Origin of the sequence: Chitinophaga filiformis, assembly GCF_023100805.1 — a bacterium.
GTDB lineage: Bacteria > Bacteroidota > Bacteroidia > Chitinophagales > Chitinophagaceae > Chitinophaga > Chitinophaga filiformis_B.
In genome coordinates this window covers 5,055,426-5,072,633 of the sequence record NZ_CP095855.1, presented here as the reverse complement: position 1 = coordinate 5,072,633, position 17,208 = coordinate 5,055,426, and the positions used below count along the sequence as shown (strand labels likewise).

Here is a 17,208-nt window from a genome sequence, read left to right as displayed (position 1 = left end):
ATGTGCTTAAGAAAAGGATTGTATACGGGATTACTGATCATGGCCGGCTTGCGGGCTGGTGCTCAGCAGAATGTACAATTCAGCCAGTATGTATTTAACGGACTGAGTGTAAATCCTGCTTATGCGGGTTATAAAGACGCCTGGTATCTTAACACCATTTACCGGAAGCAATGGACGGGTTTTCCCGGTGCGCCGGTTACTGGTGGGGTTTCCTATGATGGCCCTTTCCGCCCTCTCAGAACAGGAGCGGGTATCGGACTTGGGGTACAGTTGATGGCAGATATGGTAGGGCCGCAGAAGTCTTATTCCCTTTACGGCTCCTATGCCTACCGCATTCCCCTGGATGCTGAACAGACGCGCCGTTTAAGTTTTGGGCTGGCAGTAGGCGTGACGCAATATCACCTGGAAGGGAATACCCTGGCATACTTTGATAATGACGATCCCGTTTTCCCCGGAGGCAGCGTAAACGCCTATACACCCGATGCGAGGTTTGGCATCTATTACAGCTCGCCTTCATTTTATGCAGGTCTCTCAGTAATGGACCTGTTCAGCAGGTATACCAGTACGAAGTACGCCTGGAAGGGATTTAATTATCAGAATATCCGGAAGTCGCAGCATATCTACCTGACTACAGGTGTCATGCTGCCTTTGTCCGAACACCTGCAGCTGAAACCATCCCTGATGATCAAGGATGATTTTAAGGGACCGACCAACCTGGATGTGAATGCCATGCTGCTGATCGACAGGGTATTCTGGATAGGTGGTTCTTTCCGCACCGCTGTTCCTGTCTGGAAGAAACAATTACCCAATGGCCTGGAGTCGCTGAATGCAGCCAGCGCCATTGTGGAATACTATATTGGAGGAAAATGGCGCATAGGTTATGCGTATGATTTAAATATCAATGAACTCGCGGGAACACAGGGAGGATCGCATGAAATATCAATAGGCATTTTATTCCCGCAGAAGAAGTTCAGTACATCAAGTCCACGTTATTTTTAAAAGGGGGGATTACATATGTTACGTTGCTGGTTCGTTAAGTTGATCGTTTTACTTTGTTGCCCCGTGCTTTTATATGGGCAGGAGGAAAAAAGCCTCATGGAATTGGGGGATGAAGCATTTGTTCGTGAAGAATACGCTGTTGCTGCCAACCTGTATGCGCGGCTGGCCAACAAGAAAGGCAAAAGGGCGCCGCTCAGATTACTGGAAAAGACGGCGCAGTGTTACCGGGAAACGGCCCGGTTTGCAGAAGCGGGGTATTGGTATATGCGTATGATCGAACATCCTGGTTGCCCTTCGTCTATCATGGCTGCATATGGTGAGATACAGAAGAACCTGGGAGAGTATGATACGGCCAGGTTATACCTGTCCCGTTTCAATCCGGCTAATGCAGATGAGGTCCGGTGGAAGAATATGGCCATCGCGGGCTGCGACAGTGCGCTGCTCTGGAAGAAAGATACCGTGGCAACCTATGCGCTGGAAAATATCAAGGAGCTGAGCACTGTAGGCGACGACTGGGTAAGCGGAGTGGTAAAGGAGGGCCTTCTGCTGGAATCCAACGGGTATCGTAAAATGGCGCTGACGACGGGCTCAGAGCGAAATCCTGATATGGACCCAAGGGTAAATCAACCCTACTTCAAACCATATCTTTTCAGGGAATATGCTCCCGGTAGCAGGGCGAATACTTTCCTGGAAGAGATATTGCCTGACCTCCTGGGTAAACTGCCCTTTCATGTGGGGCCTGTCTGCTATAACAACAGGAAGGATACCATCTATGTCACGCTGAATGCAGACAATAAGGACATGGCGGATAAGAAGAAGAAAGGACCAGTGAACGGACGCCGCCTGATGTCGCTTTACTGGTCTTTCAGGAAAGGGGACCAGTGGTCGCCGCTGGCGCCTGTTACAACACTGAATGTTGCGGGTAGCTATACAGGCAATGCCGTATTGAACAGCATAGGCAGCATTATCTATTTTGTATCCGACAGACCGGGCAGTATAGGTAAAATGGATATCTGGTATAGTGAACGCCAGGCCAACAACCAGTGGGGTACACCTGTCAACTGCGGGCCTGTTATCAATACCCGGTACGATGAGACTTTTCCTACTATCAATGAGCAGGATGTACTTTACTTCTCCAGCAAAGGGCATCCCGGCATGGGAGGCTTTGATGTTTTCAGGGCAGAAGGAAGTGCCGGTACATGGAGCCAGCCCCGTAACCTCCGTAGTCCTTTGAACTCCGGCGCAGACGATCTGGGTTTCATTATGAAAGGCAATAACTATGAAGGCTATTTCGCTTCCAATCGCCACGGCGGGGGAGGCGGAGACGATATCTATCATTTCCTGGAAACGCATTTCACCGAAAAACTGACTGATCCTGATGCAGGAAAACCACCTGTGCCGGCGCCAGTTCCTGATAATACCACTAAAGCACCGGAAAAAACGGTTGCCGACAACACTCCCCGCAAACCGGTACTTAGTCCGACAGACAGTGCAGTGGTGCACAAACTGCAGGAGCTCCGTTTTCACTATGACTATAACAGCGCCATTCTACTAACGGAATCGAGAGAAATGCTGGATAGGGTAGCGGTGGTATTACAACAATACCCTCATTGGAAACTGATGATACGTTCTTTTGCGGATAGCCGCGGTACGGACGAGTATAATATCAAGTTGTCGGCCCTGCGTTGTTATGCCGTTATAGATTACCTTATCAAAAAGGGCGTCGCAGCCCGCAGGCTCTATTATGAGAACCTTGGAGAAAAGGAACTGGTCAATCCCTGCGGAAATGATGTGCCTTGCGGAGAGACTGAACACAGGGAGAACAGAAGGACGACACTGCGGGTGGTTTATAACTGAGTGTTGATCCCGTATTCTTCGATCTTACGATAAAGGGTGGCCAGGCCGATATTAAGCAGGCGGGCGGCTTCGGTTTTATTGTTCCTGGTATGATGTAATACCTTGATAATATGCAGCTTCTCCACACTGGCAAGATCAAAGGATGAAAGTCCCGTGGTCGGTTTGTCTGCTACCTGGAGATCGAGGGGGAGATGTTCTACGGACAGATCGGCGCCTCCTGCAAGGATCACCGCTCTTTCAAGCACATTCTTCAGTTCGCGGATGTTGCCTTTCCATTCATGAAGCTGCAGTTTTTCGATGAAGGCAGGCGTGATCTGTGGCCTGCGCTGATTGATCTTGGCGGAGAAGAAACCTACAAAGAATTCTGTCAGTGCGGGGATGTCTTTCTTCCGCTCTCTCAGCGGTGGCAGGGTAATGGCGAAGACGTTCAGACGATAGTACAGATCTTCACGGAAATGCCCTTTTTCGGCCTCTTCTTTCAGGTCGCGGTTAGTAGCCGCAATGATCCTTACATTGACCTTGGTGGGCTTCGTATCGCCTACTTTGATGAATTCACTGGTTTCCAGGACCCTGAGCAGCTTGCTCTGAAGATCTGCCGGCATTTCCCCGATTTCGTCCAGGAAAATGGTGCCGGTATTGGCCTCTTCTATGAGGCCCTTTTTATCGCGGTTGGCATTGGTGAAGGCGCCCGCCTTGTAACCGAAAAGCTCACTTTCCAGCAGTTCCCGGCTAAAGGCGCTGCAGTTGAGGGCAACGAAGGGTTTGCCAGCCCGCTTACTATTATTATGAATAGCCTGTGCGAATACTTCTTTGCCGGTACCGGTTTCACCCAGCAGCAGTACGGTAGTATCGGCAGGAGCTACTTTGTTGGCCTGCTCTATAGCGTCGCGGATAGGGCGGGAGGTGCCGAGGATACTGTCAAAACTGTACTTCTTGCCCACCTGCCTTTCCAGCTTCTCAATGCGTTTCTGTAGCTGTACCTTTTCAATCGCCCTGTTCAGCAGGGGGATGATGCGGTTGTTGTCATCGCCTTTGGTGATATAGTCAAAGGCGCCGTTCTTAATAGCCTGAACGCCGTCGGGGATATTGCCGTAGGCAGTCAGCAGGATGATTTCTATAGAGGGGTATTTCTCTTTCAGCGTTTTAGAGAAGTCAACACCCGAACCATCGGGCAGTTTCACATCGCACAGCACTACATCAATTTCTTCTTTGTCGATTATTTTCTGCGCACTTTTAATATTGCCGGCTTCCAGTACATTAAAGCCTTCCAATGCAATAATCCTTTTCATCAGGCTGCGCAGCTTCTCTTCGTCGTCTATTATAAGGACAGTTCCGGTCATAAGATCATTTGGCGGCAAAATTACGTATTCTTGGGGATGTTATATCCTGACCCTTGTCTGATTGGGAAATGTCAGGGTAATTGAGCATCTTGTGAGGTTATTCCGGATACTTATGAGATTTGTTGTAATTATTTTAGTCCTGCTTTGTGCGGCATGTCATCAGGAGACAACATCCGAGTTTGTGCCTGCTCATTCACGAAAAGTGGCTGTAAGGTTGATGGATAGTCTGGGCGTGGTGACGATGTATGTGCCAGAGCGGTATGACACAGGTTTTGCCTGGCTGCATCAATCTGATTGCGTGCCCTGCCATGAGATGAAGTGTCGGTTCCAGCCTAAATCGACTCCCATAAAAATGGACCTATGTGATCTCTGTCTACTATCCCCCGTGGATTCAGTTGATCAGCTTACCATCATTTATAATCCTTTTGGTCATCCTGTTCCCAGGGGGCGGCGGTCTAATATAGATACAACCGGCATGTATCAGAACAGGTCATCTTATCAATATGAAAGAGAGAATATGAAATTCTGGCCGCCGGAAAGAAAAAGTGCGGTATTGGATACTACCTATAAAATAGGAGACAGACCATTACAAGTGTTTGGTACACGTGAATATGATCCTGAAACGAAAAGATATACTTATTTGCTGAAGGCTGATACTTATGTGAGATTTACTGATATAAGGTTCGAGTGTAAACTAATTACAGATAAACAGGATTCAATCAGCACTCACTATATAGATGATGCTGCTGAGGCGCTAAGGTCTATACGGTTTTCCACGCCCTTGTTCCGGTAAATAAAAGAAAACATTTATTACGTGATATCCTGATACTTATGAGATTTGTTGTAATCATCACCACACTGCTTTGTATGAGTTGTGCCAATAAAAGGACTAGTCAGCAGCCCCGGCCGGTACTGTTCTTCATCATGTAAAACATTCATGACAGTGCTTTACCTATATAAGATTAATGGATAGAAATATAATTTAGATTTATTGGATCATTTCCCATACATTTACCAGGCTAACGGGTTCTTCGCATTTTTCGAATAAATCCTCTCTTCCGGCTGTATACCACATTACTTTTCATAACCGCGACCTGTAGCTTGCCACATTCTCAGAGTTTTTAATCCAACGAACCTTATTTTGGGTGTTTATAACCATCACCACTGATAGAGTATTATCTCTATACACCGGAAATCAGCATGTTTTTCAGGGTAAATATTGCTATTGACCCTGGGAAGTCTGCCATATGTCAAAGAAAGTTTACCGGGTATGCCGGCAGGGATACTTTTGAATAAAACATCCTGCTATGCAAACTCATACTACTACCAGACAGGCCTATCTCGACTGGCTGCGTATTCTGGCCATCTTTGGCGTATTGATCTTTCATTCTGCAATGCCTTTTGGAGCCGAACTGGAATGGCATATCCGGAATAAGGAAACCAGTAATCTATTCCTCGAAATGATACTTTGGTTGCACTTGTTCCGGATGCCGTTACTGTTCTTTATTTCCGGAACCGTCAGCTACTTCATGTTGCAAAGCCGTACAGGCGGCGGCTTTATCGGATTGCGCGTCAGAAGGTTGCTCATCCCAGTCATCCTTGGCATCCTTGTTATTGTTCCTCCGCAGGTCTATCTGGAACGCGTCACACAGGGTTTTAAAGGTAATTTCTGGCAATTTTACAGCCAGATGTTTACCACAGGCGCTTATCCCAAAGGTAACCTCAGCTGGCATCACCTGTGGTTTGTGGTCTACCTGCTGATCTACGATATCGTTTTTGCACCGTTGTTTGTTTGGATCATCTCTGCCAAAGGAGCTGGCTTCCGCAGCGCCCTGCAATGGCTGGAGAAGGGGAAAAGGGTATACCTGCTCACTGTGCCGGGCATTGTACTTTATGCAGCGCTGGCAAGGCAGTATCCCGAAACGAACGACCTGGTACATGATTATTGTTACTTCTTTTACTGGTTATGTTTCCTGTTGCCCGGTTTCATCTGCATGGCACAGCCTGCGCTGATGAACAGCCTGGAAAATAACAGGCGTACTTCCTTCCTGGTTGCCCTGCTGTCTATTATAGCCATCAATTACTTCCGCTGGAATGACCGTCAGCCATGGGACGTGCTGGCTAACTGGGAGCATGATCCGCGTACTTATGCGTATATTGCATTAAAGGCTATCTGCGCATGGGCATGGGTGCTGACCGCTATCGGTTATGGCAAAAAATACCTGGATAAGCCGCATCGATCACTCAACTATCTCAACCAGGCAGTTTATCCTTTTTATATCTTACATCAGACAATTATTGTTATCCTTGCATATTATGTTGTGCAGACAACGGATACGATCGGCGCCAAATACCTGTTCATCGTGATAACCACCTTTATCATCTCAATGGGTATTTATCATTTGCTGATAAAACCTTATCCGGTTTGCCGCTTTTTATTCGGCATGAAGCCACTGGCCAAAGCGAAGGAGAAAAAGCAACAGCAGGCAGAGAAAGAAGCAGTAGAAGAGAGCAGCTTATTACCGGTATCATAATGAAATAATCATATTGCATGAGTAATTTCCGTAGATATTATTTCCCGGCCCTTTATGGTCTTGTTACCTATTTCAGTATCCGGCTTTTGCTGGATACTGTTACTGGTATGCGGTTCTGGAAGAGACCCCTGGGATTGAACCTCTTTGAGATCAGCTGTTGCATCGTATTTGGTTATCTCCTGATAGGCGTTCATCATTACATGTATCGCTACTTTGACAAACATTGGGCAGACATGGACGATTACAGGAAGAGGGTATTGAAAGAACTTGGCGCCATCACCCTCATGACGGTCCTGTTCCAGAATGTTATTATTCTGCCCCTGGCTATGTTTACCGATGACGGCGCGCAATGGTATGACGTGGCGGATATTAACCTGATCCCGCTGTTGTATTCACTGATCTATTATGGCGTAAGCCGAAGCAATACTTTCCTGCAGGCTTATGTCAATAATAGGGTGAAGCTGCAGGAAGTAATGAATAACCAGCTACAGGCAGAACTGAAGTTCCTGAAGTCACAGTTGCATCCTCACTTTATCTTTAATGCACTGAATACTATCTATTTCCAGATGGATGAAGATGTCAATGCCGCCAAGAAAAGTGTGGAACAGTTCTCCGAACTGCTGCGTTACCAGTTGTACGACCAACAGCAAACAGTGTCGATCCGGCACGAGATACAATACCTGCACAGTTTTATCAACCTGCAGAAAGTAAGGGCCTCAGACAAACTGGTACTGAACCTCCGGTTGTCGCCCGATCTGTATGATCAGCAGGTATACCCCCTCTTGCTTTTCCCTCTCGTGGAAAATGCCTTCAAGTATGTAGGCGGAGAATATTGGATCAATATAACCGCTTCGCTGGAAAATAAGCGGATCCACTTTGTGGTGGAAAATGCCATCCCCAGGATCACCATGCCGGTGAAAGCCGGCGGTATAGGGCTGGAGAACCTGAAACGCCGCTTAGAACTTCTATACCCGGGAAAGCACACTTTTGAGGTCAATAAGACGGAGCGTACCTTCAGGGTAGCCTTATCCATAGAACCTGAACCTGTTGTATATCAGACCATAATAACTGAAGAAGATGAAGATCAGATGCGTCATCACGGATGATGAGCCCTATGCAAGAAAAGGATTACAAGGCTACATCGGACAGATAGATTTCCTGGAACTTGTAACCGTATGCGAAAGCGCTGTAGAGTTAAATACTTTCCTTAAACAGGAACAGGTAGACCTGTTATTCCTGGATATAGAAATGCCTTACCTCTCAGGCATTGACCTGCTGAAGACACTGGCTAATCCGCCGAAAGTGATCTTTACCACCGCTTACGAAAAGTATGCGGTGCAGGGGTATGAACTGGAGGTGTTGGATTACCTGCTGAAACCCGTTTCTTTCGACCGTTTTCTGCGTGCCGCTAATAAGGCTTTCGACTACTTCAGCCTGCAGCAGCAGGTGAAACCGCAGCAGGAATACTTTTTCGTCAAGGTAGACAACAAACTGGAAAAGGTAGTGATAGCAGACATTCTGTTTGCGGAGGGCATGGAGAACTACATCGTCATCTACACGAAAGATAAAAAGCTGATCACGCACCTTACGCTGAAAATGCTGCAGGAGCGGCTACCGGCCGATAAATTTGTCCAGCCACACAAGTCCTACCTCGTCGCTGTGGATAAGATAGATGCTATAGAAGGCAATACGCTTGGCCTTTCCGGTTACCAGGTACCAGTGTCCCGTTACCAGAAGGAAGAGATCATGCAACGCATCCTGCAGGACAAGATCCTCAAAAGATGATCAGCCGCCAACTTTGACATTTTCCTCAAAAGAGATGATTAGTTGCCAACTATAACGTCGCCTCAAAAAGATGATCAATAGGCTATTGCAATATCTTCCTCAAAAGAGGATCAAAGGCCTACTGCTGCATCCGCATTAATAATACCCCAGCCGAATTTGCTGCTTCTGTTGTTGGCAAAGCTGGAGGCCCTGGCCATTCTCGCAATGATACTATCACGCGGATAGGCCGGATACTTACTCCACACAAGCGCCGCTATTGCAGAACAGCTGGCTGTTGCTACAGAAGAACCACCTACGGTAGAAGGAACATCCCCACTCATGGCAATGCTGAGCGGATTCCTGCCGGTAGAGGATTTTTGCATTACGATAGCAAAATCCACCTTGCTACCGGTATGGCAGTCGTCACACCTGTCTTTCAGGTTGTCTTTCATACCGGTCACCGCTACCACCTGTGGTTGATTGGCGGGGAAGATCACGCCTACAAAGCTGGCAAAGAATGAAGTAGAAGTACCGGCCGCGCAGAACATCAGTTTGCCCTTACTGTAAGCATAACTGAGCGCGTCTTTGATCTGGCCGGAACTGAAGATAGTCCCCATGCTCATACTGATGATCTTTACGGCCGGATCGTCAGCGCCCAGCACATAGGCATTGGTAACGCCATTGATGGCATCCGTGGAGAGCAGCACTACATTCTCCGCTGCATGCACTGTGATAAGGTCACAGTTATAGGCAATCCCGGCTGTATTGCCATCGGTACCCCGGGGCCCCGCCAGTACACCGGCCATGCTGGTACCATGCCCGCAGGGATCGTCAGGGCTACCATTGTAGTAAGTGCCCACCTTTTGGAGGGTCCTGCCGGCAGACCAGCCCTGGTTGAAGGCACTGCCCAGGTTCTCCTGCTGCGGACTCACACCTGTATCAATGATCATGACTTTGATATGCTGTCCGGTGGCCCGCTGCCAGGCCTGTTCTACCCGGTGATAGGGGTAGTTCCAGGACAGTTTTGCGGCGGGGGAGGTCGCGGTATAGTCAACCCCGGCTACAAGGTCTGTTTTAGCCGAATTATAGCCGCAACCGGAGGCGAGGATGTCTGAGGCTGCCGCAGCGTCTCTCGGGCTTATATCCCGCATAAATGCGCCATACCCGATGGGTTCTGCATAACGCACAATGGGAGAAGCGCGCAATGCCTTTACGGTTTCAAAATGACTGACACGTACGTTCAGGAAACGTAGTTTGTCGCCAGTGGAAGTGCGCTGGTCCTGTCTCGCAGTAATGCCTTCCTTTTCCCCGATCAGTTGTAATATACCGGCTGCGCCGGATGTCGTGGAATACCCTACGGATAAAATACTATCCCCGTGAAGCAATGCGCTCCAGACCATGGTATCGCTGGCCATTTTCCAATCAAAATAACCATGTGTTTCCAGCTGCTGGTGCACGAATGCATTGATAGCCGACTTGGGGATAATTTCCTGTGGGTTGGGCGGTGGAGGTGTGAATGGAAGGGTCGTTGTTTTCCGGCAGGAAGTGGACAGAATAACGATTAGGCCCACCATTAGAAAATAAGGGGTTCTCATCTGTTACGTTTTAGGTAATTAACAATCCTGACTGTTGGATAGATAACGTGGCTGTTGATACGTGGATTCCGGTAACTTAATTTACGGAAAATTGTTGGGATCTCCCATTTTCGGAAAGCTCTGATGGGAGATGGTTATTATATATTTTATATATTAGGCCGGTATTTTTGATTCAGTTTAATTTATTACCTATTCCTATGACCGACTTACAATGGATTGGCCTCGCGATGATTCCCGGAGGGCTTTTATGGACCTGGCTGGCGTTCAAATTTAAAACTGAATCAAAGCCCTGGGGGCATTTCAGACTGGTCGCCATTGGCCTCACGATTGTGGTGGCCGGGATAGGCTTACTGATCGGCCAGTAGACCAACATTACTACTGTCAATACTGCGCAGCAGGACTTTTCAATTTACTTCGCTTACCTGATAACCCACTCCGCTGCACGAAGGCTGACGGCGAGCGCTGTGCTTTGCAAAGCAAAAATCATTTTTACGAAGGATTTGGTTTTACATCTAAATAGTATACATTTGCAACAAAGATGCAAATACTATAAGGTGCAGTACAGTAGTGCTGTACAGACGCTTCCGGGTGCCTATTATCCCGGTACGGACCTACTATTTTAATAACTATAATATATGATCCCGAACAGACTGCCTGTTACGGTGCTGAGTGGCTTTCTCGGCGCTGGTAAGACTACTTTGCTCAATCATGTCCTGCACAACAGGGAAGGACTGAAAGTAGCTGTGATTGTGAACGACATGAGCGAAGTCAATATTGATGCACAGCTGGTAAAGAATGAACAGACCCTTAGCCGGACGGAAGAGAAGCTGGTAGAGATGAGCAATGGCTGTATCTGCTGTACACTGCGGGAAGACCTGCTGCTGGAAGTTGAAAAACTGGCAAAGGAGGGAAGGTTTGATTACCTGCTGATTGAAAGCTCCGGTATCAGTGAACCCTTGCCTGTGGCACAGACATTCAGCTACCAGGATGAAGCCAATGGTATTGACCTGAGCCAGCTGTCAAGACTTGATACGCTTGTTACAGTGGTAGACTGTTTTAATTTTCTCCGGGATTTCAGCAGTATTGAAACGCTGCAGGACAGGCAGGTTACTGATATGGACGGCGACTACAGGACGATCGTGAACCTGCTGACAGATCAGATCGAATTTGCCAATGTTATTATCCTGAACAAAACGGATCTTATTACCGTGGAAGAATTGAACATGCTACAGGCCCTGATCAGGAAGATGAATGCCAATGCGCGTGTAATAACGGCTTCCTTTGGTAAAGTGGAACTGCAACATATACTGAACACCCGCCTTTTTGATTTTGAAGCTACCAGCCAGAGTGCTGGCTGGATAGAAGAATTGAACAAATCACATCATACGCCTGAAACAGACGAATACGGCATCAGCAGTTTTGTATACCGCAGCAGGAAACCCTTTCACCCCGAACGCTTCTGGCAGTATCTGAACAACGACTGGCATTCCAATATCATCCGAAGTAAAGGACTTTTCTGGCTCGCTTCACGTAAAGACGATGCCCTGAACTGGAGCCAGGCCGGTGGCAGCCTGCGTGCAGAACGTGCGGGCGTATGGTGGAGCAGCATGCCTTACGGGGAGAGGATACAGTATGCATCATTCCTGGATAATGAAGATGAGATCGAAGACAGGTGGGACAAACGTTTTGGCGACCGGCACAATGAACTTGTCATCATTGGCAGGGGGCTCGATAAAGATACTATTATAAGGGAACTGGAAGATTGTCTGTGTAATGAAGCGGAACTGCTGACAATGGAAAGAGGAGGAACGTTTAACGATGAATTCCCCTTGTAACCTGACAGAGATGATGAAGGAACGGGGCTGGCCTTTTGGCTGGCCCCTTATTGTATCTGCCCCAGTTAACGTAAACATAACATATAAGTAAGAGGTCGCTTTATAATTTCGTGCTGCATAGCTGCCAACTATTATGACAGAGAACCTGACAGACGCGGAGTTATTATCACTTTCACAAACCGGCGATGAGAAAGCATTTGAGGCGATCATGTATAGATATAATGTACAGCTGTACAAGTATATCTACACGCGCATCCGTAGTGAACATGATGCAAAAGATCTGTTACAGGAGGTGTTTATTTCCTGCTGGAAGAACCGCCATAGTATTAATAATATAGCCGCTTACCTGAAGCGTTCCGTACACTATGCGATCATCGACTGGCAGATAGAAAATAAAAAAATACTGGCCCGTCAAACCATTTTACTCGAAAAAGACGAACCCAGCACATACCCCGTGGAAGATCAGCTGATATCTATAGAGATCAGGGAAGAAGTAGAAACAGAGATCTCCAGGATGAATGAAACCATGCGTAAGATATTTGTATCCAGTCGCTGGGAATCCAAATCCATCCCTGAAATAGCCCGTGAATACGGCCTCTCCGAACAAACCGTCAAAAACAATCTCTCCCTCGCACTCAAACGCATCCGGCTGCGCCTGGCTGCTTTCTTCCTGGTGCTTGTTTACATACTGGTAACATTGAGTTTACAATTCCTTAACGGTACCACTTTTCACTTTTGAGGACTTTACTGATGAATGGGAACATCATCGTCAGACAAAGCTGCGCTTTTAGCGCTCTTGGAAAAATATCGCGCCGGTAAATGTACGCCGGAAGAAACTACCCGTATCCGGCAATGGTTCGACAGTTTTGAGGAGCTGCCTGATGCCGGGGAAATGAAAGCCGCCGCCGATAAAGCTGTGGTCAATGCCATGCATACGCTCTTCCCACGCAGGGGAACATCTTTCAGATACATCATGCTCAGCGCGGCCGCGGTGCTGCTGGTGGCCCTTACCAGCCTGCTCTTCATATACAGGTTCTATATGAAGGCGCCGGCACCTGTTACTTATTCTTCTATTACAACCGCAAAGGGAGAACGTAAGAAACTGACCCTGCCGGATGGTAGTACACTGACCATGAATGCCGGCAGTACGCTCAGTATTCCTTCCAATTTTGGCGATAGCGTTAGGGAACTGGTATTTAGCGGTCAGGGCACCTTTGATATCAAACAGAATAGTAAGCAGCCATTTATAGTCTGTACCGGCAATGTCCGCACCGTAGTGCTGGGTACTGCTTTTGATGTGAAAGCATACCCGGAGGATGATGCTTTGCAGGTAGCGGTACTGAATGGCAAAGTACGTATCGAAAAGCAGGAGCGTGGCCGCACAGCAATACTGGCTCCCGGCGTAACGAAAGATCAGCTGCTGACGTACGAAGCGCAGACAGGGAAACATGTGCTGAAACCTTGTAAGGCGGACGACATTGCAGGCTGGCAACAGAACAGGTTATTTTTTGAACAGGCATCGCTCGAAGAGATAGCAACAATACTCGAAAGACAATACAATGCACATATTACGCTCACCGGAAAGGCAAAACACAACTGCCGTTATACTTTACAATTGAAGAATGAACCGCTGAACAAGGCGCTCATGCTGCTACAACAGCTGTCAGGTATCTCTTACAGCATAAACAACAATGAAATAAAAATCAATATTGCGTCATGCGAATAAAATGTAATGCGCCAACAACAAAGAGGCAGTTGCGACTGCTTGTCTTATTTCTATTTGCTCATGTGATCTGTTTTGCCAATGATGTGCAGAATCAGTATGTCACTGTTACAGTACGCAAAGCGCGTATCAGTTTGAACGTAAAACATCAGCCCCTTAAAGATGTATTCCTGCTCATTGAGCAGAAGACCGGCCTTTCCGTTGGCTACAATACAGCCGCAATAAATGCTATGGAACCGGTGAGCTACAAGGCAGATGATGAAATGTTGTCTACCGTATTCCAGGAACTGCTGAAAGATTACCAGGGGACCGTAAAGCAGGTGGACGAAAGCCATATCTTCCTGAAAGTGGAAAAAAGAAAAGCAGTGGAAAAAGCAGTGCTGCCCGTAGCAGCAGTTGCTGCTACACCGATCGTGATATCGGGTACGGTGACTGACGAGAACAATCAGCCGGTACCGGGGGTAAGCATTCATGAGAAGAATACGAAGAAAAATACCACCACTGATGCCAGCGGTAAATACACCATTGCCGTAAATACGGGTGATGTACTGGTATATAACTTTATCGGTTATGCACAGCAGGAAATAACAGTTGGCGCCGAAAACATGATTAATGTGCAGCTGAAAGTACAGAACAGCCAGTTGAAAGAGATCGTGGCCATTGGTTACCAGTCCGTGAGAAAAAGTGACGTAACCGGTGCTATCTCGAGCGTGAAGGCGAGCGAGTTGAACCTCACATCTCCTTCCGTAGGACAGGCCCTGGTAGGTAAGGTGGCCGGCGTACAGGTGTCGCAGGTAAGCGGCGCTCCATATGCCAGCACCAAGATCCGTGTACGTGGTATCGGTTCCATCAATGCCGGTTCCAACCCCCTGTATGTAGTGGATGGTTATCCTATGGATAATGATATTTACATCAACCCGGAAGACATCGAATCTATCGACATCCTGAAAGATGCCGCTTCTGCCGCCATTTACGGTTCCCGTGCTGCGGGCGGTGTGGTGCTGATCACTACCAAACGTGGTAAGGAAGGTAAAGGAAGGTTTGAATATGATATTCAGTCAGGTGTGAACCAGCTGGCAAAGAAAGTAAAATTGTTGAATGCAGACGAATTTGCACAGCTGATGATCGATGGCAGGAACAATTCCTACCAGGACCTGGTAGTGAACAAAGGCCTCCAATGGACGGATGCGATGTTCTCTGACGACAATGCCACCCGTGTTGCGAAGGTGGGTAACGCTAACTCTGTTCAGATCGATCCTACCTTCTACGATTTCGCCAGTCAGAAAATGATCAAGCCGAAATATAATACGGACTGGCAGGACCTGCTGTACCGCAATGCGGTATTCAGCCGTCACAACCTGTCATTCTCCGGTGGCAGCAAGGATGTGAAGTATTATATCAGCGGTGGCTATCAGAACCAGGACGGTATTATCCTGAACACCGGTGTGAAGAAGATCAACTTTCGTGCGAACATTGACGGCCAGATCAATGCAAAGCTGAGAGCAGGGATGAATGTTTCCTATACCAACAACCAGAACAGGGAAACAGAGGAAGGCCGCTGGGATCATAACCCTATAATGGCGGCTTTGCTGATGCTGCCTACTTACCGTGCTTACGACGATAAGGGGAATATTGTGAAGAATGAGGTAGCTGCACTGTCGGCCACCTATGGCTACAACAGCTTCGAAAACCCGCTGGCAATAGCAAAGGAGATCAACATCCGTCGTAAAGGCAATCGCAGTACCTATAACGGTTATGCTGTTTACCAGTTGTTACCTGAGTTGTCATTGAAGGCCAACCTGGGTATGACCAACTATGCGGAGAAGTACGACTACTATTATCCGACGAGTCTGAGTAGCGGGGTGAATGCACCTTACTCTACACAGGCAAAAGCTGCTGCCAACGCAAAGGCGAAGACTACCGGCATCACCGATCAGCTGGGCGAATTCACAGCCAACTACAGCAAACAGTTTAACAAACATAAATTAGATGTACTGGGTGGTTACACCATACAGAAAACAAGCGGCGATATCCTCGAGGTAAAAGCCCAGGGATTCCAGGACGACCGTATCCAGGAGCTGAATGCAAAAGGTGCAGATGCGGCGCTTTTCACACTGACAACGGCTTCGAAGTACACCTATACGCTGATGTCTTACCTCGGACGTATCAACTATAACTATGATAGCCGTTATTATCTGACCGCTTCTTTCCGCACAGACGCCTCTTCCCGTTTCGGTCCGGAAAACCGTTGGGGTAGTTTCCCTTCCGTTGCCGCCGGCTGGAACATTTCCAATGAATCATTCTACCACGATTGGTTAGGACAGCATTCCACGCTGAAGCTGCGTGCCAGCTGGGGCCTGAGTGGTAATAATAACATCGGTAACTACAACGCTATCCAGGTAATGGGTACGCCCACAGGTGTACCACTGGGTAATGGTACGGTAAACACAGGCACCTTTGCCGGAGGTATTAAAGATCCGAAGATCGGTTGGGAATCTACCTCACAGTATAACGGTGGACTGGACATCGGGTTGTTCAATGGCCGGCTGAACCTGATCGCTAACTACTATCTCAGTTATTCCTATAACCTGTTGTTCAACCAGCCCATCTCTGCCATTGCCGGTGCAACGTCCGTGCTGACTAACCTGCGTGATTCCAAGATCCGTAACAGGGGTGTTGACTTACAGCTGGATGCAAGGGTAGTAGATGGAAAGGATTTTCACCTGAACTTCGCCGGCAACATCTCCGTGAACCGTAACAAGGTACTGGATATGGGAGGTGCGAATACGATCCTGACAGCAGGTGCGGAGCGTTCTTACCTGACCCACATTACACAGGCAGGACAGCCGGTAGGTATGTTCTACGGGTTCAGGGTACTGGGCGTGGCAACGGAAGCTAATTACAAAACACTGGCGCCATCTGCTTCCAGCTCAAACCCTTTACATCCGGGAGATCTTTATTTCTACGACAAGACCGGCGATCATGTGGTGAATGATGCAGACAAAGATGTGATCGGCAATCCTTATCCGAAATTCACTTACGGTTTTAACCTGTCGGCAACCTATAAGAACTTTTACTTCTCTTCTTCCTTTAATGGATCTTATGGCAACCAGGTACTGGACGGCCAGGATTACTACCTGTACAACATGGAAGGTTCCGGCAACCAGTATGCTGACGTTGTGAACCGTTTCCGTTCTGTTAGTCAGCCGGGCAATGGTAAAGTATACCGTGCTTCCCGCGCCGGTACGCAGAGTAACAGTACCCGTCTCTCTACCTTCTACCTGCAGGATGCGTCTTATTTCAGATGTACCAATATCGTACTGGGCTACAACTTTAAGTTCCGTGGATTGCAGGAAAAACTGGGGGTATCAAAAGCAACAATATTTGCGAGTGTAGACAACGTATTCACGATCACCAAATACAAAGGATATAATCCGGAAGTGGATTTTAACGGCAACAGCACTAATCCCAACCTGGCGCCAGGCGTTGACTATGGAATGTATCCGCTGGTTCGTGCCTACAATGCCGGTGTAAAACTAGGTTTCTGATCTATTGACGCTT

The 17,208-nt window shown here is 47.7% G+C and carries 13 protein-coding genes; 11 read left to right on the top strand and 2 right to left on the bottom strand.

Going from position 1 to position 17,208, the window contains the following annotated elements; all coding sequences use genetic code 11:
* Positions 1 to 999, top strand: coding sequence for a type IX secretion system membrane protein PorP/SprF (locus tag MYF79_RS19775; protein WP_247809361.1), 999 nt, complete (start codon positions 1 to 3; stop codon positions 997 to 999).
* Positions 1,000 to 1,095: 96 nt separating this feature from the next.
* On the top strand, positions 1,096 to 2,856 hold the full coding sequence (locus tag MYF79_RS19770) for an OmpA family protein (RefSeq protein ID WP_247809360.1): 1,761 nt from the start codon (positions 1,096 to 1,098) through the stop codon (positions 2,854 to 2,856).
* Here MYF79_RS19770 and MYF79_RS19765 read toward each other — a convergent pair.
* The gene (locus MYF79_RS19765; protein WP_247809359.1) at positions 2,847 to 4,196 is read right to left on the bottom strand and encodes a sigma-54-dependent transcriptional regulator; all 1,350 of its coding nucleotides are present in this window, start codon (positions 4,194 to 4,196) and stop codon (positions 2,847 to 2,849) included. The genes MYF79_RS19770 and MYF79_RS19765 overlap by 10 nt on opposite strands.
* A gap of 112 nt (positions 4,197 to 4,308) precedes the next feature.
* Here MYF79_RS19765 and MYF79_RS19760 point away from each other — a divergent pair, with 112 nt between their 5' ends.
* From MYF79_RS19760 to MYF79_RS19745, 4 genes are all read left to right on the top strand, one after another.
* Positions 4,309 to 4,989 carry a hypothetical protein gene (locus tag MYF79_RS19760; RefSeq protein WP_247809358.1) on the top strand — a complete coding sequence of 227 codons (681 nt, stop codon included), beginning with the start codon at positions 4,309 to 4,311 and terminating at the stop codon, positions 4,987 to 4,989.
* A gap of 514 nt (positions 4,990 to 5,503) precedes the next feature.
* Entirely contained in the window at positions 5,504 to 6,730 is a 1,227-nt protein-coding gene (locus MYF79_RS19755; protein ID WP_247809357.1) for an acyltransferase family protein, read from the top strand.
* Positions 6,731 to 6,747: 17 nt separating this feature from the next.
* Complete coding sequence (locus tag MYF79_RS19750) at positions 6,748 to 7,836, top strand: sensor histidine kinase (RefSeq protein ID WP_247809356.1); 1,089 nt, start codon at positions 6,748 to 6,750, stop codon at positions 7,834 to 7,836.
* Positions 7,808 to 8,515, top strand: a complete 708-nt coding sequence (locus tag MYF79_RS19745) for a LytR/AlgR family response regulator transcription factor (RefSeq protein ID WP_247809355.1) — start codon at positions 7,808 to 7,810, stop codon at positions 8,513 to 8,515. The genes MYF79_RS19750 and MYF79_RS19745 overlap by 29 nt, the downstream gene beginning before the upstream one ends.
* Positions 8,516 to 8,625: 110 nt before the next feature.
* Here MYF79_RS19745 and MYF79_RS19740 read toward each other — a convergent pair whose 3' ends face one another.
* Positions 8,626 to 10,089 carry a S8 family peptidase gene (locus tag MYF79_RS19740; protein ID WP_247809354.1) on the bottom strand — a complete coding sequence of 488 codons (1,464 nt, stop codon included), beginning with the start codon at positions 10,087 to 10,089 and terminating at the stop codon, positions 8,626 to 8,628.
* Between the two features lie 197 nt (positions 10,090 to 10,286).
* On the opposite strand from MYF79_RS19740, the gene MYF79_RS19735 reads away from it, so the two are divergent.
* The 5 genes from MYF79_RS19735 to MYF79_RS19715 all read left to right on the top strand — a co-directional run bounded on the left by MYF79_RS19735 (position 10,287) and on the right by MYF79_RS19715 (position 17,195).
* On the top strand, positions 10,287 to 10,454 hold the full coding sequence (locus MYF79_RS19735) for a hypothetical protein (RefSeq protein ID WP_247809353.1): 168 nt from the start codon (positions 10,287 to 10,289) through the stop codon (positions 10,452 to 10,454).
* A gap of 270 nt (positions 10,455 to 10,724) precedes the next feature.
* The gene (locus MYF79_RS19730) at positions 10,725 to 11,924 is read left to right on the top strand and encodes a GTP-binding protein (RefSeq protein WP_247809352.1); all 1,200 of its coding nucleotides are present in this window, start codon (positions 10,725 to 10,727) and stop codon (positions 11,922 to 11,924) included.
* A 133-nt stretch (positions 11,925 to 12,057) separates the two neighbouring features.
* Positions 12,058 to 12,663, top strand: coding sequence for an RNA polymerase sigma factor (locus tag MYF79_RS19725; protein ID WP_247809351.1), 606 nt, complete (start codon positions 12,058 to 12,060; stop codon positions 12,661 to 12,663).
* Positions 12,664 to 12,678: 15 nt separating this feature from the next.
* A complete protein-coding gene (locus MYF79_RS19720) occupies positions 12,679 to 13,650 on the top strand; it encodes a FecR family protein (RefSeq protein ID WP_247809350.1) in 972 nt (323 codons plus the stop codon).
* A complete protein-coding gene (locus MYF79_RS19715; protein ID WP_247809349.1) occupies positions 13,641 to 17,195 on the top strand; it encodes a SusC/RagA family TonB-linked outer membrane protein in 3,555 nt (1,184 codons plus the stop codon). The genes MYF79_RS19720 and MYF79_RS19715 overlap by 10 nt, the downstream gene beginning before the upstream one ends.
* The last annotated feature ends 13 nt before the right edge of the window (positions 17,196 to 17,208 follow it).